Raw genomic sequence first — 21167 nt, 5'->3', positions numbered from 1 at the left:
CTAACTGTTTTTGGCTTTACGACAAGCGAAAAATCCCAGTTTTTTCTTACTATCTACTTTGGCAGATGGCTCTAGAGTTGCAATATATGCCACCAATTCTTGATTGGTCGTGGCAGTGACTATCTGACATTTTTTAAGTTTACGTAACTGTTTGTCTGCCTTTATTGGCAAATCTTTATATCGGAACGGCGTATGAGCACTCTCGGTATCAGGCAGATGATTTGGGTTAACGGTATCCTTAATATCGATGTCGCATCCTAATGCCTGACAGACGCGTAGTGCACTTCTTACGCCATCTTCATGAAAGCCATTGAACCAATAAGCACCGCAAAAATGGGTATGCAAATCAACACCAGAAATACGTGACCACTCATCTTGTGCAGCAATCATCTCGTTATTGAAAACTGGGTGGCTATAATCAATCTTTTTAATCACTTGGTGCGCATCTACTTCATGATTTAACGTCACTAGGTAGTTATGACGCTTGGTTAGGCGCTGCAAGATATTCATATGGTAGGTCAATACCGGTTTGGCAGTAGGTGGCGCCTGTCGATTATCACTCTGCTTGGCATTTTTATTATCAAGCAAATAGTTCCAACTTGCCCAAGCGAGCGACCTCTTTGGTAAGACGGATGTATCGGTATGCAAAACGGCAGTGTTATTGGTAAAGGTAAAATGACTTAATACTTCTAGCTCGATAGGATTGGCGTTCTTTAATATTTTAAGCACCGTATCTGCATGACAAGCAAAGATAACTTCATCAAAAACCAGTTCTTGGACGGCTGCATTGCCTTTATCTTTTATACTGCCTTTATTTTTAATACTGCTCTTATCATTGGCGTCAGTTTTATCAGCAAGCGTCAACGTGACTTTATCAGCATGACGGATGACAGACTGCACCGGAGTATTGACCAAAATGCGACCGCCCATTTTTACAAAGCGTGTCACAAGTTTATTGACATACTGTTTAGAACCACCTTTGATAGTGAACCATTGCGGGCGATTGACCACATCAAGCAAACCATGATTGTCAAAGAATTGAGCAAAAAATATTAACGGAAATTCTTGCACGTCATTCAAGCTAGTTGACCAGATAGCAGATACCATCGGCAGTAGATAATTATCCTTAAACAACTCACCATATTTACTACTATTCAAATAATCGCCTAGCGTTTGCTTAGCAAACAAACTGATATCCTGCCCTTGTGTACGAGCTGCCTCATAATCTTGGCGCAGCTGGCGCACCTGCTTATTGAACTGCAAAATATCGGTGATAAATGCCCAAAACTTAGGACTAAGAATATTTTTGCGCTGCGATAACAAAGTATTGAGCGTATGACCGTTGTATTCAAAATTGCGTGCGGTATTCTTGACAGAAAAACTCATATCCGTTGATTGAAACGGCACTTGCAAATCATAGAGCAAGCGAAAAAAATTGGGATAGGTACGCTCATTAAAAACAATAAAGCCGGTATCTATGGCACTTTTTTCTACTTTGCTAGATTTCGCCTTTTTGCCCTCTTGTAGCGCCACATCGATGGTATTGACGTGTCCGCCGATATAATCATTGGCTTCAAATACCGTGACATCAAATTGCGCTGCTAGATAATGCGCACAAGTCAGTCCTGATACGCCCGAGCCGATGATAGCGACTCGTTTTTTCTTATGGATAGCGGCATGGCTAGAGTCTAGCGAAACACTGGGAGACTTTTTAGCCGTCTCTTCTATACTGCTACGTCTGCGGCGGATGAACGACATAAAAGATTTCCCTTGTTAGACATTTTACTCTGTTATTTTTTATTGATTTTTTCACTGACGTGTTGCCAAACCACATCAGGTAATGTCCCCAATACCTTTAATGGTAAAGTCAATTTTTTGGGAAATTCAATGACGTCATGACCGCTCTCAATACCAGTACGAATCGCTTTACTTGCCTGCTCAGGCGTTTGTAAAAACGGCATCGGAAAATCGTTTTGCTTGGTCATTGGCGTCTCAACAAAACCAGGTACGACCAAACTTACTGACACCTCATACGGTGCAAGGCTGATCTGCAAGGTTTTCATTAAATAATGGATTGCGGCTTTTGAGCTACCATAAGCTTCAGCGCGAGCAAAAGGCACATAAGCTGATGCTGAACCCATCCCAACCAAACGCCCGCGTGAAGCGATAAGCTTAGGTAACACACCCTCGATAGCATGAGACAGCGTACCCATATTGACCGACATGACTTTCATAAAAACACTACTATTGAAGTTTGGCATATCTAAATATTCACACATGCCCGCCCCACAAATCGCCACATCTATCTGGCTAACTTTGTCAAACGCTTCTATTACCTTCTCTCGATCCATCAAATCCAAATCAAGCGTTTCTGCTCCTAGTGACTTCAATTCAGCTAAGGCGTGCTCATCACGACCAACGGCATAGACATGATGTCCTGCTATTAGATAATCTTTTGCTAGCTGATTACCGATGCCTGAGGTCGCGCCAGTAATAAGAATATGCTGTTTTTTAGAAGAGTCTGTCATGGTGAACGTCCTTTTAGTAGTGTTAGTTTTTATCATCCGTGTAGTTTTATTTTGAGCGTGCCGTTTTATTTTAATAATGTTCTAACGCTCTCATTTTTATTATCACTCAGCTTATGCTACATGTAAAGTTTAAATTAACCACATGATTCGACTATTTATCAAATCTAAACAATTATAATGTAAAGTAGTGGCTTGATTTGTTGTTACTGCGCAATCATACCTATAACAGCTGACCTACAATAACGCTTATCTACTCAGTAAAAGCATAATATTTGCTAAATATGAAAAAAAAGCTTGACGTATTTTTTATCTTTGCTAGAATACGCCCCACTTAGCAAGAACTCGTTAGAGACTTTCTAAGCATGCTGTAAGCAATTAAACCCTTACCGCTTATTCTCCAATAGCTCAGTTGGTAGAGCAACGGACTGTTAATCCGTGTGTCCCTGGTTCGAGCCCAGGTTGGAGAGCCATATTTTAGTAGTACATTTTTTGAATCTTTTTTGATTCGATTATGGCATTTGCCAAGACCCTCATCACTTTGATGGGGGTTTTTTTATGGCTGTTGTTTTTATTTTATAACCCGACAAGCCCTAAAAAATAGTTTGTCGCCTGCTAACATTCATCATTAGATTATTCATTTTTTTATACAATAAAATCCGTAAATAAAACAAGCGCAATCATTAGTATGTCATCAAACTTCAATAAAAACTGGAATATAATTTAAACGGTATTGGAGGTTAATCAAGCTAAATGCTGACGATAAAATCATAAATAGCATTGACCCCTTAAAGCTTTGTCGTTAAATTGGTGATAGCAGTTATTTATCTAAAAACAATATTAAGGATAGCGCCATGACTATAAGCATCATTAAGCCGACGTTACTGAGTATTGGACTGATGAGCATGATTGGCTGTACTGCTATGCAAACCAACACAGAACGGGTAAATACGGAACAGGCAAATACAGGACATGCAAGTAACTCAGCAACTGTTTATTACAATGGCAATATCATCACTATGGAAGGTGAGCAGCCGCAGATGGTCGAAGCTTTAGTCACTCAGGCAGGCAAGATTGCTTACGTTGGTGATTTAAATACTGCCCAATCAAAATATAAAAACGCAGCACAAGTGAATTTAAACAGCAAAACTTTGTTGCCAGGTTTTATTGATCCGCACAGTCACTTTGACATGGTGTCAAACACCATGGGTCAGGTCAACTTAAACCCGCCGCCGGTTGGCGAGATTGATAGTATGGATAAATTGCTAGAAGCCTTAAAAGACTATAAAAAAGACAATAATATTGCTGATGGCGAATGGATATATGGTTGGGGTTATGATGAGAGTCAATTAGCGGAGGAGCGTCATCCAACCAAAGCAGACATCGATAAAGTATTACCTAATAACCCAGTATACTTGCAACATACCAGTGGTCATATGGGTGTAGCCAACAGCAAAGCCTTAGTAGCCCTGAACATTACCGCGGATACTAAAAACCCAGATGGTGGTAATATTGCACGAGTTAAAGGTTCTAACGAACCAAATGGCCTTGTCCAAGAAACGGCTATGTATCCCTTTGTGGGGCGGATGTTAGAGGTGTTAGAACCTAATCAAGCCAAGTTCTTTGAGCAGACCCAAGATTATTATGCCAAAAATGGTCTGACTACCGCGCACAATGGCTCAACGGCTCGTAATACCATTCAGTTTTTCCAAAAACAGGCCGATGCAGGCAAACTTAAAATCGACTTAATCGCACTTGCTGGCGCTAGTGACTTAGATGAAAACTTAGCGGACAAAGACTTTGTCTGGAAAACCTATCAAAACGGCTTTAAAGTACAAGGGACTAAAATCATTGCCGACGGCTCGCCTCAAGGTAAGACCGCTTACTTTAGTCAACCTTATTTGACGCCAGTACCAGACTGCGAAAAAGACTGTCGCGGACTCCCGAGCATTAGCCAAGATGAGCTTAATGAGATGTTTGTAAAGGCTTATCAGCGTGATAACCAATTGTTTATTCATAACAATGGTGATGGCGCAACAGATATGATTATCAAAGCACATGAATATGCGGTTAAGAAGACTGGACAAGCCGCTGATAAAGATCGCCGTACGGTGCCTATTCATGCGCAGTTTGCACGCCCTGACCAGCTAGAGTCCTTTAAAAAGTACAAGATGCTACCGTCATTTTTTACCAATCATGCCTATTTTTGGGGTGATGTGCATGTCAAGAATCTAGGTAAAAAACGCGCTGATTTTTCGAGCCCAATAGCGACTGCGGATAAAATGGGGTTAAAATATACCAACCATTCTGACGATACCGTGACCCCAGTCAATCCGCTATTTACCGTTTGGTCAGCGGTCAATCGCACCTCGCGCTCAGGCAAAACTATTGGTGTCGATGAGCGCGCTACGCCTTATCAAGCACTTAAAGCCATTACGACCAATGCTGCTTATGAGTATTATGAGGAAAATAGTAAGGGTACATTAACGAAGGGTAAGCTGGCTGATTTGGTTATATTAGATGCCAATCCGTTAACGATAAATACGGATAAGCTTAAAGATATTAATGTCGTAACAACTATTAAAGAAGGTAAAATAATCTATCAGCGACCAGCAAAATAAAACTATAATGACAGCATACTAAGACTGAACACTTTAATACTTTATAGTCAAATCTCTATAGGTTTGACTATAAAGTATTTTCTGTCTCTTTTATATCAACATCAGGATTCGTTTATGAGTAACACCGAACAAATTACCTCCTCTGACAACACCCATTATTTGCATCATACTTTTTTTGAGCCAAGTGATAATACGACGCCGATTATTGCTACCCTACTGATTGTGCATGGTATGGCAGAACACAGTGAGCGTTATGCAGAATTTGCGCAGTTTTTAGCAGATAACGGTATTGCGGTCGCCACTTATGATCAGCTTGGTCATGGACAGACGGTTAAATCAGCCAGTGATTTGGGATTCTTTGCTGAAGAACATCCGGTGCAGTCATTATTAAAAGACGTCATTATCATGGCAGATAGCCTAAAGGCACGCCATCCTAACGTGCCGCACTTTGTCATGGGGCATTCGATGGGCTCGTTTATCGTGCGCAACGTCCTCAAACATCATGCGCGTAACTTTAGCGGTGCAATTTTAATGGGCACCGCTGATGCCAATCCATTGACCAAAGTGCTACTACCGATTAATAAAGTACTGGCAAAAGTGGCGCCTAAAAAGCCAAACTCAGTTTTTGCCAATACGATGAATAAAGTGCTAAACAGCAAGCTTGATAATCGTATTTCTTCCTCAAAATTTGCCTGGTTAAACGAAGACCCTGCAGCTGTCGAAGCCTACGAAGCCGATCCATTAACTGGCTTTGAATTTACCAATAATGGTTTTCTAACCTTGTTTACCTTGATGGAAGCTGGTCTCAATAAAAACTGGGCGACAACGATTACCAAAGATTTCCCCATATTATTGGTCAGCGGCGAGAATGATCCTATTGGCGATATGGGCAAAGGCATCCGTAAAATTGCCAGCCGTTTAGAAAAACAGAACTTTAGCAATGTTGCGCTACAACTCTACCCGCATATGCGCCATGAGCCAATTCATGAACAGAATAAAGCGCTGGTTTATCAAGATATTTTAGAATGGATAAAAATTAACAGCGCTGATCATTAATATCAGCATTAGCAATAATAATAGCTCTGATAATGGACCTAACCTATTTGCTAAAACTCGCTAAATTATCGGCAATACCCAAAGCTTTTTATAACCGACCACACTTATTACCATCGTTTTATTTACCTTTACCAACTTTAGGAATATTTATGTCATTGCAACAAACCATTGAAAAAGCCTTTGAAAATCGTAACGACTATAGCCCAGCAACCATGCCACAAGACGTACGCGATGCTATCAATGAAGTGCTTGAGCAACTAGACAACGGTAGCTTGCGGGTGGCAGAGAAAAAAGATGGCGAATGGGTGGTCAATCAGTGGGCTAAAAAAGCGGTTTTATTATCGTTCCGTTTAAATGATAACTATGTCCAAGCTGCGGGCGAACACGTACAGTTCTATGACAAGGTACCAACGAAGTTTGCTAATTGGACAGAAGCGCAATTTAAAGCAGCTGGCGTGCGCGTGGTACCACCAGCAGTTGCTCGTAAAGGCTCATATATTGCAGCCGGTGCCGTATTGATGCCCTCGTACGTCAATATCGGTGCCTACGTCGACCAAGGCGCGATGGTAGATACGTGGGCGACGGTTGGTTCATGTGCCCAAATCGGTAAAAATGTGCATTTATCAGGCGGCGTTGGTATCGGCGGTGTCTTAGAGCCGCTGCAAGCCAATCCAACCATCATTGAAGACAATTGCTTTATCGGTGCGCGCTCTGAAATCGTTGAAGGCGTTATTGTAGAAGAAGGCTCAGTGATTTCTATGGGGGTGTTTATCGGTCAATCGACGCGTATTTATGACCGCGAAACGGGTGAGATTCATCGCGGCCGTGTACCAGCAGGCTCAGTCGTTGTACCGGGTAGCTTGCCATCAGAAGACGGTACGCACAGTTTATACGCCGCTATCATCGTGAAAAAAGTCGATGCGCAAACCCGTGCTAAAACATCAGTCAATGAGTTATTACGTTTGGCCTAGCTTTTTAGTTATCACGTTTTAATTATTACATTAATTGTTTTTATCATAAAAGATGCTAGGGCTGACTCGAGCATCTTTTTTAATGCTTTATGGCAGGTTAATAACAGCTTAATAGTAAGTTTAATGGCAGTTTGATGTAAGAGATTACGTTATAATCTTTGCCTCGTTTGTACGCTGAAAATCCTAGCGTTAGACAAATTATTAAACCTTTTTTATTTGATAAATGCTTACGGTATTATCAATCTCTACCTGTGTTTGAAATATTATGAGTGAGTTATCTTTACGTACCTCGGCGATTCCTGCCACCGATCCTGAAGCAGGGTTACGTTTGACGGAGATTTTTTATTCATTGCAAGGTGAAGCAATGACCTCAGGCTTGCCGACGATATTTATGCGTTTGACCGGTTGCCCACTGCGCTGCGTCTATTGTGATACCGAATACGCCTTTAATGGCGGTGAACGTCACTCGCTAGAAGCTATTATCACGATTATCAAAAGCTATCCTTGTAAACGTATCTGCTTGACCGGCGGCGAGCCATTAGCACAGCCAAATACCATTGAACTAATGCAGCGTTTGTTAAATGACGGTTATGAGATATCGCTTGAAACCGCTGGGGCATTAGCGGTAGAAAATGTACCCCCTGCGGTCAGTAAAGTAATGGATCTTAAAACGCCAAGCTCAGGCGAAGTTGATAAAAATCTTTGGTCAAATCTTAGCTACCTTACTCAACATGACCAAATCAAATTTGTCATTATGAACCGCACTGATTATGAGTGGGCGAAAGAAAAACTGCTTGCGCATCAGCTGGATAAATTGGTTGGTACGGTTTGGTTTTCACCGATGTTTAATGTCGCAGAAGAGTTACCTGATAGTGAAGCAATGAGCAGACCTGAAGTGCCAGTATTGGCACGTGAGTTAGCTGAATGGATGCTGGTAGATGCTTTACCGGTACGTTTTCAATTACAATTGCATAAGATTATTTGGGCCGATACCAAAGGTAAGTAACTAAATGACTTTTACGCAAGTTATATAAGTCAACAGTTCAGATAAGCAAATATCCAAAACAACAAACTAAATATACTCTAAATAGCTAACAAGCCGACTGCAAGGACGCATGCATGGTCAAACTGATTTTATTGGGCTTATTGGCGGGGGCGTTCTTTAGCTCGACATTTATTTTAAATGAGCTGATGAGTAATGCTGGCGGTCATTGGTTTTGGTCAGCGAGCCTACGCTATGTCTTTATGTGGCTGATTATCACCGCCATTATTATCCTGCAACACGGCTTTGGTCGCATCAGAGAGCTTGCGAGCATTTTTCGTCAGCATTGGCGCTTTTGGTGTCTTACCGGCAGTATTGGCTTTGGGGTATTTTATACAGGCATTTGCTATGCGGGCGACCACGTCGCTGGCTGGGTCGTTGCTGCTACCTTTATGTTTACTGTCGTCACTAGCCTATTGGTACTACTGGCTTTTGGGCAACGTTTTGATAAAAAGTTTCTCATTTACGCCTTTTTGGTGTTTATCGGAGTGGTATTGGTCAACGTCAGCGAAGGCTTGCGCGCCTCTGCCCTCGCCGATATTGATAGCGCGCCGATGGCAGAAATGCTGCTTTACGGTGCCCTACCTGCACTCATCGCGGCTTTTAGTTACCCAATCGGCAATCAGCTGGTTTGGCAAGTCTCACACAACTCACGCAAACGCAATTCTCGTAAACACAGCGAGAAGCTGCAACAAGCGCGAGAAGCCGATATTAAACTCAATAATAATAAAAATCATAACGTCGATGCTAACCAAGTACTTGTCGCAGAAGCTTTCGATTTATCTACAGTCATATCTAGTACTTCGGATAACAATGTTACTTTAAAAACAACCTCTAGAATCGAAGCTAAACACTCCTCTCCCCTACAAAACCTCATCGCCCGTATTCCTGCTATCGAAACGACACTATTACAAAATGCCTTTAATAAGGTTTGGCTCATGACATTGGGTAGTTTTCCATTTTGGCTAATTTTAGGCGTTTTTATACAACCTGAACCTCCTGCAACCACCCAGTTATTTAATATCTTGCTAGTGGCATTGCTGGCTGGCGTTGCAGCGACGAGCATATTTTTTTATGCGCGTGAACAAGCAGTGACCTCAAGTGAAGTCGCAGGCGTTGACTCGACCCAAGCCAGCGAGGTAATCTTTGCTTTGATTGGCGGTATACTATTGTTGAATAACGCGCTACCTTCAACATTGGGATTGGTCGGTATTGGGCTGATTATGCTAGGCCTAATATTATTTGCAAAAGACGGTTGAGGCTTAAATAAATCATGATAAGTAACTTTATTTTTCCCGATATTCTGCTGTATTTATTAGATATGGTGGGCGTCATTGCTTGTGCCATTGCCGGCACCTTGCTGGCGCAACATAAAGGCTTTGATATTGCTGGCTGTATTTTGGTTTCTATGGTCAATGCCATTGGCGGCGGTACATTACGTGATATGGCGCTCGATCGTCATCCGCTATTTTGGATGACTGACCTCAACTATGTCATCGTCATTACCCTCACCTCTCTTATTCTACAAATTTTCTTTCATCTGTATCATAAGATTGATAAAGCGCTTAAGCTGTTTGATGCGATTGGTCTGGCGGCTTTCAGTGTGATTGGTTTTAAAGTGGCTTTGGCGCAAGATATGTCGCCGGTTATTGCGGTTATGATGGGAGTTTGGACAGCCATTATCGGTGGCTTATTGCGTGATATTATCTGTAATGAGATACCGCTAGTGTTGCAGCGCGAGATTTATATCACCGCCAGTATTGCAGGGTCTTTGAGCTATTTGGCGCTTGATTACTGGGGTGTTGACGCGGTTATCAATGAGTTTATGATGTTATTTATCATCTTTGCCGTGCGTATGTTGGCACTTAAATTCGACTGGCATTTGCCTTCTATTCGCTTGGTTGATTAACTAATTAGCCGATTTTCATGATTAGCAAAAAAATAGCACTGTTTTAATAGCCATGCTTTAATATCAGTGCTTTAGTGAGAAAAACGCATGCTCACCATTGCTTTAGATTCTGAATTGATTACTACTTTTGACCCGCGCTCGCTTATTTATCTATTTGATATGATTGGGATTGTCGCTTGTAGTATTTCAGGAACGATATTGGCCAAGCATAAGAACTTTGATGTCTTTGGCTGCTTACTGGTATCGATTGTGACTGCCATCGGCGGTGGTACGGTGCGCGATGTCATTCTGGATCGTCATCCGCTGTTTTGGATGGTGGACATGAGTTATCTGACAGTTATTACTATCTCATCGCTAATGATGCAAATATTCTTTCACCCTAACTCTAGGCGCGTTGATAAATTTCTCAAGCTCTCAGACACTATTGGTCTGTCGGCCTTTACCTTAATCGGTATCAAGGTTGCTGATAGTATGGGCACCAATGTGCCAGTGGCATTACTACTGGGAGTGATTACGATTATTGTCGGCGGTATCATCCGCGATATGATTTGTAATGAAATTCCGCTGGTGCTACAGCAAGAAATTTATATCAGTGCTGCTTTAACAGGCGGTATCCTTTACTTTGCGCTGCACAATCTTGGCGTGACCGCTTGGATTGCCGATATCTCGGCGATGGCGACGATTTTTACTTTGCGTATGCTTGCCATTCGTTATGACTGGCAATTTCCGACTATTGAATGGAAGTATTAAAGCCATAGAGTTATTAAAGCATGGAAGCATTAAAGTCTAACAGCTATTAATAAAATCACTGCCAGTCCCATCAAATCGCTAGCTTTCTGCTACCGTCTCTTTTACCAGCGCCAAATCTTTGACCATCAACTGTAAGCTTTGTTTACCATTCCACTCGTTAATGTCTAGCTGAAATAATAAATGCACTTTGTCGGCGCGGTAATCCCAAGCATCGCTATCAAAATTAAATTGGATTGCCTCAATCGGGTATTGCACATCGGGATAACGTAAGGACAGTTTAAGATGCTTATCCTTTAATACTTTAAAACTTAGCACCTCAAACACGCCATCAAATATCGGTGGCGCAAAGCCATGACCCCAAATACTGGCATTGGCTAGATGCTCTGCAAACCATAAGCTAAAGTCACCCGCTTGCAATGGTCCATCGGTAAATTTCTGCTCAGCAAAGACTTCATCATCCATCTGCGCCATTACTTCGTTAAACGCTGTCACAAAGCCATCAAAGTTGCGACGTTTGATGGTCAAACCTGCCGCCATGGCATGACCACCAAAATGGCTGATTAAATCAGGATATCGTTCGGCAACTTGCTCAATCGCATCACGAATATGTACGCCAGCGATAGAGCGTGCCGAGCCCTTGATGTCATCGTCGTCCCCCGTACGCTCTGTATCGGCTGGCGCAAAGACAATACTGGGCAGATAACGACCTTCTTTTAGACGACCAGCGACGATACCGATAACGCCTTGATGCCAATCATCTTGATATAAAATAATGCTGCGATTTTGATTATTAACAACCTGTTGCTCAGGCTTATGCTGAATAATAGTAGCATCGCTCTCATCAGAACTATTATTAGAATCAGTAGCAGCTAATGCTTGCACAATACTATCCGCTCGTGCGCGCATCTCACCTTCCACATGGCGGCGGGTACGATTCAGCTGTTCAAGCTCTTGTGCCAAACGCTGTGCGGTGCTCCAGTCATCGGTTAGTAAGCACTCGATACCGATGCGCATATTATCCATACGCCCAGCAGCATTGATACGTGGACCTAAGACAAAACCAAAGTCCTGCGCCTGTAATTGCTTAGGGTCACGACCCGCTTGTTCAAGCAGTGCCAATATACCGAGCGAACAGCGACCTTGACGAATGGCGTTCAGTCCATGATGGACTAAAATGCGATTGTTTTTATCAAGTACGCCCACATCAGCAATCGTTCCAAGCGCGACCAAATCCAAATACTGGCTGACTTGCACGCTAGACTTGCCTGCTTCACGGCGCAGTTTTGCTAAGCGTCCGAGCACATAAAACGCCACGCCAACCCCTACCAATGCCTTACTGCTAAAGTTACAGTCGAGCTGATTGGGATTGACAACGGCTTCTGCAGGCGGCGTCTCTTTGGTAGTCAGATGATGGTCGGTAATAATCACCGTAATGCCATCAGCCTGCGCACGCGCCACGCCTTCATGGCTTGAGATACCATTGTCTACCGTGACGATGACTTGCGGTTGATAGGTCTTAATTCCCAAGTCAACAATCTCTGGCGTCAGACCATAGCCGTATTTAAAACGGTCAGGGACTAAAAAATCAACCACTGCCCCCATTTTTTTCAGGGCGCGCATCATAAGCGCCGTACTGGTTGCTCCATCGCAATCAAAATCACCGACAATTAAGATACGCTGCCCTTCATCAATAGCAATATCTAATAGACGCACTGCTTCGGTGACGCCATGCAGCATCTCAGCAGGCAGTAAACCAGATAATCCAGTCTCTAGCTCATCAGGCGCAGTGATACCGCGACCGGCATAAAGCCTAGCAAGGGTGAATGATTGAGCGGCAAGCGGTTGCAACGCGGCGGGCAACTCGTCGATGCGAGTGCTGGTATAACGGGGGGTTAAATTTAGCATGTTGGTATTCTACTGGCTTTGACAGATAGCCACAATGGGAATTTTTAGCGCTATCGTCTAGGTTTAGCGATTGCGTCGCTGCGTCTGATAGCGTAATTTATATTCCATGCATGGCACACAAAGTTTAAAAACGGCTTATTTCTAAACGCCTTCTTGCTAAGCCGTTACTTATTTACAAAAACGGTGCAGAGTGACTGTAATTTTCTGCATTTTGCTACAAAGCAATGATTGTACAAGGCTTATAAATCCATAAAATGGTAAACATCTAAGAACTTATAAGATATTTATTAGAAATTCATAAGATACTTATCATTTTGCCATTTTTGCTTTTACTATATTAACTATTTTCTGTTTTTAAACATTTTAAGGACGCTTTATGAAAACCACACCAACTGCTGAAAAACTGCCTAATACTATTGATCCTAATTTAGATCTTGAGCAAGTGAAAAAAGAATGTCTTGCTATGGTCAAAAGACGCGCTAGAGTCTCTGCTGGTGTTGCTATCGTTCCTGTGCCGTTTTTTGATGTGGCAGTCGATGCTAGCATGCTGACGATGTTATTGCCTGAGATCAGTGAGCGCTTCGGGCTTTTAAAAGATCGTCAAGGCGCTGTTGATTTAGAATCACGTGCAGTACATTGGAAAGAGTTAAAAAATCGTACAATTGATTTTGCCGGTTTAATGGCAACTCGTGGTATCGTCAAAAAGACGGTTCAAGGCTTTGGTGGTCGTATCGCAGCCAAGCAAGTGACCAAGTTTATCCCATTAGGTGGTCAACTGGTCGCAGGTACAATGGGCTATATGATTTTCAAAAAAATTGCCACCGACCATATCAATGAATGCTATAACTTGGCAAAAGATATTCAGCAAAAGCAACATGGTAAAAATGTCTAAAAATATAACGAATTAAAAGCTTAATAACTGATTAACATTTGAATAACAATAAACCCAGCTAAGAAGCTCTTAGCTGGGTTTTCTATTTATATTTAATTAAGCAAAATATTACGCCAAACTTCTAGCTACCTTGCTTCTAACTAACTTGTTTGCCAATCCAGTTTTTCATCTGCTCAATCTCAGACTGCTGAGCGTCGATGACAGCTTGCGCTAGCTTACGCATTTCGGCATCTTTACCATATTTTAGCTGAACCTTTGCCATATCAACCGCGCCAACATGATGCGGCAACATGCCACGTGCAAATGCCATATCAGGATTAGGATCAGCAATACCCGCCATCATCTCATCATGCATGGCGTCCATACCATCGGCATAGGCTTGTTGCATGGCTTTGGTATCCGGTGTGGCTTCAGATGTATCAGGATGACTGGCTAGCCACGCTTGCATTTGCTCAATTTCTGCTTGTTGAGCCTCGATGATCTCTTGTGCCAGTTGACGCATCTCTTTATCAGTACCGTATTTCAGCTGAATCTCTGCCATATCAACCGCGCCAATATGATGACCTAGCATCCCTTTTGCAAAGGCAGCATCTGGATCGTTATATTCCATCCCGACCATCATCTCGTCATGCATCTTTACCATAGAGTTATTGTACGCTCGATGCATTGGCGTCATATGTTCAGCATCTGCCATTGTGCCCGCAGACATATCGTGACTGGCGTGCGGACCCGTAGCCTCGGCTGCATCGTTAACATTATTAGTATCATTAACTACCGTTGTGTTTTCTGTAGCAGGTGCAGTCGCAGCCTTTTCATTAGCAGGCTGACAGGCACTGATTAGTAATGCCGCACTGATGCTAGCGGTTAGCACGGCAAGACGTGAATAATGAGTGATTTTCATGGTATATCCTTTATGTAAGTAGAAAATAAAAAATGGTAAATCAGTTAAGATTTACCAATAAAAAAAATATTAAAATAATGGGCTAAATAAATGGGTTAAATGCCGTTAGTTCAAAATAATTACTTATGAAACGATCTATTTAAGCGCTTCAATAAGCGCCTGCATCTCAGCGATTTCACGCTTTTGCGCCTCGATAATATCATCGGCAAGTTTCTGTACTTTTGGGTCTTCGATATCAGCGCGACTACTGGTCAAAATAGCAATCGAGTGGTGTGGTATCATCGCTTGCATCCAGTCAACTTGATCGACGGTTGCTTGAGATCTGACGCCCCAAATACCCACGGCAAACATCAAAACACTAAGACCGTAAACCATAAGATTGAGCTTGGTTTTTTTATACATATTACCCATAAATGCCAGCATAATGACCGCCATGCCAGCGCCCATATACAGTGCCATATATGCTCTGGTCTCGCTAAAATACACGTGCTCCCATTGATAGGTATTGAAGTACATCATGATATACATGACTATCGTCGATGTTAAAATCATCAATGAGAATTTTACATACGGGTTCATTTTTTCTTGTTCTGAATGCTGCATACTCTAGCGTCCTTCTACATTACTTAAATTATTTTTCTTATTTAGATAGTACTTAGGCTATTTAAAAGTTAATTTATTGTTAAAGGTGTTTACTCAAAGACGTTTCTTCCTTTATTAGTTCCTTTCTTTACTAGTTAGTTCCTTCCTTTATTCGTTTCTTATGCTATTAGCTTATAACTGCTGCTCAGCAGACTCAATATCTGCATATACTTGGTTGGTACCATCTTTGTTTATTTGCATAATCTGATAAGGCGCAAACTGCCCTTGATACTCCATACCCGGACTGCCCATTGGCATACCAGGCACGGCAAGACCGATTGCTTGTGCCGGTGGATTGGCTAAAAACTGAGCAACATATTTAGCGGGTACATGACCCTCAAACACATAACCATCAGTCGTCACCGCAGTATGGCATGAGCGCATTTCAGTCGGCACGCCATAGCGGTCTTTGAATAATGACAAGTCTTTTGGATGCTGGCTCGTCGCTGTCAGACCATTATTTTGCGCATGTTCTATCCAGTCTTTACAGCAGCCGCAATTGACATCTTTATAAATGGTCGCTGAGACGTTTTTGAGTAAATCAGAATGCTGGGCTTTAGTATTTATCGTAGCAGATTGGTTGGTGTTTTCTACATTATCCGTCGACGTATCTACATTAGCATTTGCCTTAATATCGGCTTGATTACAGGCAAAAAGTGTCGACACTGCTACTATCATCAAGCTGCCGCGTAGAGCTTTCTTTACGAGCTGGTTAGGTTTTAGCTGACCGGACTTAGATTGACGACCAAATTTAGTGGCAAGGATAACCATAGTAAATGTCTCATTAATGGTAAAAATAGCAGGTATTTTTAGAAATGCATGGCATTGGTAGTTGTAGTAACAGTAATAAGGTCTAGGGTTAAAATATTATATAAAAATTATAACAACATCAGCCTGACAAGCAGATGACGCTAAGATGACAATTTTGTCATCTTGCCAGCTTAGCATAGGAATAGCGCTGCCATTGCTCTATGATTGATGGCAGAAAATCTAGCAATATCGCAACTGCACTAGCATAAAAATATCATAAATAATGAGCATGAATAATGAGCATAGATACGCTATGAAAATACTATTGGTCGAAGATGAAATATCGCTTGGTGACTATATTAAAAAGGGCTTAAGTGAAGCAGGTTTTATCGTTGAGCATCATACGACTGGGTTGGACGGTTATCATGCTTTGATGACCGAGGATTTTAATGTGGTCATTATGGATGTGATGTTGCCCGATGTGAGTGGCTTTGAGTTGGTGCGCAATTATCGGGCAGCGGGCAAACTGACGCCAGTACTATTTCTAACGGCAAAAGATGATTTAAGCGACCGCGTAAAGGGCATAGAGATCGGTGGTGATGATTATCTGACCAAGCCTTTTGCCTTTGCTGAGCTACTGGTCAGAATCAAAAACCTATTGCGCCGCGTCAATCAAACCGATTATGCCAGCACAGTGCTACAGATTGCCGATTTAAAAATGGATATTGCTAAACGCACAGTATCGCGTGGTGGGCAGATTATTAAATTAACCGCCAAAGAGTTTGCGCTATTGCAGTTTTTCCTTGAGCGACAGGGTGAGGTGCTGCCGCGTTCTGTGATTGCCTCGCAAGTATGGGATATCAATTTCGATAGCGACACCAATGTGATTGACGTGGCGATACGGCGTTTGCGGATTAGAATCGATGATGATTTCGATATTAAGCTGATTCATACGGTGCGCGGCATGGGTTATCGGCTCGACCATATTGATAATAGCGACATCACAGCGATGAGTCAGTAATATGACACCGATTGCGACAGATGGTCGCTTATCCCTATTGTGGCGCACTATCCTGTTATTAAGCCTGTGCGTTATCGTCACCCAGATATTTCTATATATTTGGATACAGCGCTCGGTTAATGACCATTTTGAGCAAATGGATGCAGAGATTTTGACCCATGCGGCGTTTAATTTACGCCAATATATGGACAGCAATCACATCGGCGACACTATGAATACTGGTAACACTGGTGACATTGCCAACATTAATAATATTGCTACTACCGATGCTGACTCTAAAAAGGAAAAACTACTTTCTCAGCAGACGCTCGCTTTACAGAACGCTAGCATTGACTATGAAGTCAAAACCGTCATTACCGACAATAACGGGCAAGTCCTTATTAGTGTGCCCGCAGGTTTTATCAATCAATCGAGTAATGATGGTGCCGTTAAAAATCTGTGGCAAAAACATCATGAGCAGCCGTTTGATTTAACCATCAATGACCGTCACTATCGCGCTATTGTCATTCAGCATGCCAATCGCTTAGCACTCATCGCCCTACCCATCGATGTTCATCATCAGTATCTAGCGCAATTTAACCGTCAACTGATTATGATTTTAATCGCTATTACCTTTATTTTAGTATCTATCGCCGCTTTTAGTGTGCATTTGGGCTTTACGCCGCTGGCAACCATCAGGCAAAAAATGAGCGGCATCAATGCCGAACAGCTCGACGATAGAATTGTGATAGCTGATATGCCCAGTGAATTACGCCCGCTTGCTGAGACGTATAATGCGATGATGGATAAGCTGGCGCACAATTTTGCATCGCTTTCGCGCTTCTCAGACGATATCGCCCACGAGCTGCGCACACCGCTTGCTACCCTTAGCACCCAAACCCAAGTGATGCTTAGTAAACCGCGAGATAGCCAAGAATATATCGAGCAGCTGCATCATCAGCATGAGACCTTAGCGCAGTTATCCAATCTCATTAACAATATGCTGCTACTGGCAAAAACCCAAAAAGGGTTGATTCATTCGCAATTTCATCGCGTGAATAGCAATCTATTGCTGACTAAGATGATTGATTATTATGAATGGATAGCGGAAGACCGTGCTATCTCTTTTGAGAAAACAGGTGAGTTTAAAGCTGTGCTTGGTGATGAAAGCTTATTGCAAAGGCTGTTTGCCAACTTACTTGCTAACGCGGTCTATTATGCCGCCAGTGATAGTATTATTTATATTAGCGCCGCAACTGTAACGGATAACGTTGCAGATAATAGGCAGGTTTTATCTTCATCAGGCATGCCTATCTCGTACCTGCAAATTACTTTTACCAATCGTCTTACCGCACCAATGACGCAAGCAGAAGTAGATAAATTATCAGAGCGCTTTTATCGCCATCATAAAACGATAAATATGCACTCTGGCACCGGTCTAGGTTTATCCATTGTGCATGCGATTGTCAACGCTCATAACGGTAAAATAGCCATCACCGTAAAAGATGAGTATCATTTTGAAGTGAGCATCAAGCTTATTATCGCATCATAAGAATAGGTAAAAACCTTCAAGAAAACTGATTATTTTTAGAGCTGGTTCTCATTAAAAAGACATTTAATAAGGCACTAAAAAAGCCCTGCCATTGCAGAGCTTTTTCATTCTTTAACCTTGTTAATGACTTAGATATTAATCATTTACAGGGTTTTCAGGTTGGTAGTTTGAATGTGATGGTTTTGCAAAGGCAAACTTAACGACCTGCAATGCCACACAAACAGCACCAGTAATTAAGACCACGTCACCAAAGGTACGAATCCAACGTAATGTCTGTAAGAAATCTTGTTGTAAGAAACCTTCACTACGAGCGTACCAGAGACCTTCGGTCATTGATGCGTGCGCTTGGAAAATACCAATCGGTAATAAGCTGGTGACAATCATCAATACCAAGCCTGCATTTAGTGCCCAAAAACCGGTTTTGATGAGGTTTTCACTAAATACATAATCTGGGCGGATATAACGCATGACCAGTAAGACAAACCCGATTGCTAAGAATCCATAAACTCCAAATAAAGCGGCATGTGAGTGAACGGCAGTGGTATTTAACCCTTGTAAATAGAACAGCGACACAGGTGGGTTAATCATAAAGCCAAACACCCCTGCACCCAACATATTCCAGAAGGCGACCGCAACGAAACACATGATAGGCCATTTAAGTTTATTCATCCATGGTGCTTGACGCTGCATAGACCAATGCTCATAACCTTCGTAACCTAGTACAACCAAAGGTACAACTTCCAAGGCACTAAATGAAGCACCGATTGCCATCACTGGCGTGGTCGTGCCTGAGAAATATAAATGGTGGAAGGTACCTGGTACACCGCCGAGCATAAATAGTGCGGCTGAAGCGATGGCAGAACCTGTCGCGATTTTTTTGTTGACCAAGCCTAAGTTATAGAAAATGAAAGCCAATGAGACGGTGGCGAATACTTCAAAGAAGCCTTCTACCCATAAATGCACCACCCACCAGCGCCAGTATTCCATGATGGTTAAGTGTGTACGCTCGCCGTAGAACAAGCCGGCACCGTAGAATAAACCCACGCAAACGACTGAGGCAAAGAAGATGGCTAATAAGTTTTTATCGCCTGGCTCTTTAAATGCTGGTAAGCAACCACGGGTCATTAATACCAACCAGAACAACACACCTACCCATTTTAAAATCTGCCAGAAGCGACCAAGATCAATGAACTCATAGCCTTGATGACCAAACCAGAAGTTGTATTTTGCAGGCATAATGCCGGCAATCGCAAAGTATTGACTAATAAATGAACCGACGACGACAATAATTAACGCCACCCAAAGGATATCAACGCCCAATTTTTGGTATTTAGGATCTTTACCACCATTGATAAGCGGCGTTAAGTACAAGCCTGCCATTAAGAAAGCGGTAGCAATCCAAAACAAGGCTGCCTGAACATGCCACGTACGTACTAACGAGTATGGGAAGTAATTGGAGACGGCAATACCGTAAAACTCTTGTCCTTCAACGGTATAATGCGCGACGAAACCGCCAATAAATACCTGAAAGACAAACAGCCCCATGACTAAAACACCGTATTTTGCCAACGCTTTTTGCGAAGGTGTTAACGCTATTTTGGTTAATGGGTCAGCATCTGGTGTGATTTCTTTGACATCTTCTTCTTTACGTAAGAACGACCAACCCCAAATGAGGAAACCAACCCCAGCAATTAAGAACACCACACTGGCGATAGACCACATGATATTTTCTGACGTTGGTACGTTATCAATTAGCGGCTCATGCGGCCAGTTATTGGTATAAGTTGCATCAGTACCAGGACGGTTGGTAGACGCAATCCAAGTGGTCCAAAAGAAAAAGTTAGTCAGTTTTTGTCTGTCTTCAAGATCTGCCAAAGTATTGTTTTTCATGGCAAAGTTTTCACGCGACTTTTGCAATGAAGGCTCATTACCGTATAGACCGATATAGTAAGGCGCGACTTCATTGATGGCGGCGATACGCGTATCTGACAACACCACTTGATTTTTATCATTGGTATTGCTACCACGGTATTCTTTTTTCAACTGCGCATTGAGCACCGCTTTTTGATCGTCTGTTGCAGTGGCAAAATCATGCCCATATAATTCTTGTGCTCTGATATCTAACCAAGCCACAAGCTCTCTGTGTAACCAATCTGCCGTCCAATCAGGCGCTTGATATGCCCCATGCCCGAGTACGGAGCCTAGCTGCTGTCCACCGGTACGCTGCCAAGCAGATTGACCGTCTAAAATATCTTCTTCTGTGATTAAAACCTTCCCATTGCTGTCAATATACTGATCAGGGATAGGAGGTGCGGTACGATAAACTTCCACGCCGCCCCAGCCTAAAAAGGTAAAGGTGACCACGAGGACGGCGATTAAGCCCCACCAATACTTCTTATATTCGCCCATATCTTGCTCCTAATGGCTAGATAGATAATTTGAACACTTAAACATACATTTAAAATGAATTTTTATAAGTGTAATAATGTTTCCAAAAGTAAAAAACTAATGTTGCCTATTGCGATAAATCTATGAATAATCATGTATGATATTGAGCCTAATATAGATTGAGAATTGAAAGTAAAGGCTCAAATTCAAGATGATGTCATTGCCAAATGGATAGATTTTATCGCTTCATTGGCTAAAATTAT

Annotated in this window: 17 protein-coding genes and 1 tRNA gene; 11 read left to right on the top strand and 7 right to left on the bottom strand. The window is 42.3% G+C overall.

All coding sequences use genetic code 11. The annotated features are described in order from the left end of the window. Complete coding sequence (locus JMW39_RS02920; protein ID WP_201543665.1) at positions 1 to 1758, bottom strand: NAD(P)/FAD-dependent oxidoreductase; 1758 nt, start codon at positions 1756 to 1758, stop codon at positions 1 to 3. A gap of 32 nt (positions 1759 to 1790) precedes the next feature. Then, the gene (locus tag JMW39_RS02915; protein ID WP_201543663.1) at positions 1791 to 2528 is read right to left on the bottom strand and encodes an SDR family NAD(P)-dependent oxidoreductase; all 738 of its coding nucleotides are present in this window, start codon (positions 2526 to 2528) and stop codon (positions 1791 to 1793) included. Positions 2529 to 2922: 394 nt separating this feature from the next. On the opposite strand from JMW39_RS02915, the gene JMW39_RS02910 reads away from it, so the two are divergent. The 8 genes from JMW39_RS02910 (at position 2923) to JMW39_RS02875 (ending at position 10874) form a co-directional block, all read left to right on the top strand. After that, positions 2923 to 2998, top strand: a tRNA-Asn gene (locus JMW39_RS02910). Positions 2999 to 3379: 381 nt separating this feature from the next. Continuing rightward, positions 3380 to 5146 carry an amidohydrolase gene (locus JMW39_RS02905; RefSeq protein ID WP_227679205.1) on the top strand — a complete coding sequence of 589 codons (1767 nt, stop codon included), beginning with the start codon at positions 3380 to 3382 and terminating at the stop codon, positions 5144 to 5146. Positions 5147 to 5260: 114 nt separating this feature from the next. After that, positions 5261 to 6202 (top strand): alpha/beta fold hydrolase, encoded by a 942-nt coding sequence (locus JMW39_RS02900; protein WP_201543661.1) that lies wholly within the window; start codon positions 5261 to 5263, stop codon positions 6200 to 6202. Between the two features lie 149 nt (positions 6203 to 6351). Continuing rightward, positions 6352 to 7173, top strand: a complete 822-nt coding sequence (gene dapD / locus JMW39_RS02895; RefSeq protein WP_201543659.1) for a 2,3,4,5-tetrahydropyridine-2,6-dicarboxylate N-succinyltransferase — start codon at positions 6352 to 6354, stop codon at positions 7171 to 7173. A 265-nt stretch (positions 7174 to 7438) separates the two neighbouring features. Then, positions 7439 to 8179 carry a radical SAM protein gene (locus JMW39_RS02890; RefSeq protein ID WP_201543657.1) on the top strand — a complete coding sequence of 247 codons (741 nt, stop codon included), beginning with the start codon at positions 7439 to 7441 and terminating at the stop codon, positions 8177 to 8179. 113 nt (positions 8180 to 8292) lie between these two features. Next, positions 8293 to 9474, top strand: coding sequence for a multidrug resistance efflux transporter family protein (locus JMW39_RS02885; protein WP_201543655.1), 1182 nt, complete (start codon positions 8293 to 8295; stop codon positions 9472 to 9474). A gap of 14 nt (positions 9475 to 9488) precedes the next feature. After that, on the top strand, positions 9489 to 10124 hold the full coding sequence (locus JMW39_RS02880) for a trimeric intracellular cation channel family protein (protein WP_201543653.1): 636 nt from the start codon (positions 9489 to 9491) through the stop codon (positions 10122 to 10124). Between the two features lie 87 nt (positions 10125 to 10211). Continuing rightward, positions 10212 to 10874: a trimeric intracellular cation channel family protein gene (locus JMW39_RS02875; RefSeq protein ID WP_201543650.1), complete on the top strand. Its 663-nt coding sequence runs from the start codon at positions 10212 to 10214 to the stop codon at positions 10872 to 10874. A gap of 78 nt (positions 10875 to 10952) precedes the next feature. Here JMW39_RS02875 and recJ read toward each other — a convergent pair whose 3' ends face one another. After that, complete coding sequence (recJ, locus tag JMW39_RS02870; protein WP_201543649.1) at positions 10953 to 12779, bottom strand: single-stranded-DNA-specific exonuclease RecJ; 1827 nt, start codon at positions 12777 to 12779, stop codon at positions 10953 to 10955. A 376-nt stretch (positions 12780 to 13155) separates the two neighbouring features. Here recJ and JMW39_RS02865 point away from each other — a divergent pair, with 376 nt between their 5' ends. Continuing rightward, positions 13156 to 13671, top strand: coding sequence for a hypothetical protein (locus JMW39_RS02865; protein WP_201543648.1), 516 nt, complete (start codon positions 13156 to 13158; stop codon positions 13669 to 13671). 136 nt (positions 13672 to 13807) lie between these two features. On the opposite strand, the gene JMW39_RS02860 is transcribed toward JMW39_RS02865, so the two are convergent. From JMW39_RS02860 to JMW39_RS02850, 3 genes are all read right to left on the bottom strand, one after another. Next, positions 13808 to 14572 (bottom strand): DUF305 domain-containing protein, encoded by a 765-nt coding sequence (locus JMW39_RS02860; RefSeq protein WP_201543647.1) that lies wholly within the window; start codon positions 14570 to 14572, stop codon positions 13808 to 13810. Between the two features lie 135 nt (positions 14573 to 14707). Continuing rightward, positions 14708 to 15175: a DUF305 domain-containing protein gene (locus tag JMW39_RS02855; RefSeq protein WP_227679203.1), complete on the bottom strand. Its 468-nt coding sequence runs from the start codon at positions 15173 to 15175 to the stop codon at positions 14708 to 14710. 171 nt (positions 15176 to 15346) lie between these two features. Further along, entirely contained in the window at positions 15347 to 15985 is a 639-nt protein-coding gene (locus tag JMW39_RS02850) for a DUF411 domain-containing protein (protein ID WP_201543646.1), read from the bottom strand. Positions 15986 to 16277: 292 nt separating this feature from the next. Here JMW39_RS02850 and JMW39_RS02845 point away from each other — a divergent pair, with 292 nt between their 5' ends. Together JMW39_RS02845 and JMW39_RS02840 are read left to right on the top strand one after the other, a co-directional pair. Next, on the top strand, positions 16278 to 16985 hold the full coding sequence (locus JMW39_RS02845; RefSeq protein ID WP_201543645.1) for a heavy metal response regulator transcription factor: 708 nt from the start codon (positions 16278 to 16280) through the stop codon (positions 16983 to 16985). 1 nt (position 16986) lies between these two features. Beyond that, positions 16987 to 18516, top strand: a complete 1530-nt coding sequence (locus JMW39_RS02840; RefSeq protein ID WP_201543644.1) for an ATP-binding protein — start codon at positions 16987 to 16989, stop codon at positions 18514 to 18516. A gap of 135 nt (positions 18517 to 18651) precedes the next feature. Here JMW39_RS02840 and JMW39_RS02835 read toward each other — a convergent pair whose 3' ends face one another. Next, positions 18652 to 20925 carry a nitric-oxide reductase large subunit gene (locus JMW39_RS02835; protein WP_201543643.1) on the bottom strand — a complete coding sequence of 758 codons (2274 nt, stop codon included), beginning with the start codon at positions 20923 to 20925 and terminating at the stop codon, positions 18652 to 18654. Positions 20926 to 21167 lie beyond the last annotated feature (242 nt).

This window comes from Psychrobacter immobilis (assembly GCF_904846175.1).
In the GTDB taxonomy this organism is placed as follows: Bacteria; Pseudomonadota; Gammaproteobacteria; order Pseudomonadales; family Moraxellaceae; genus Psychrobacter; species Psychrobacter immobilis_E.
Note: the sequence above shows the minus strand (reverse complement) of the source record. Positions and strands in the feature narration are given on the sequence as shown.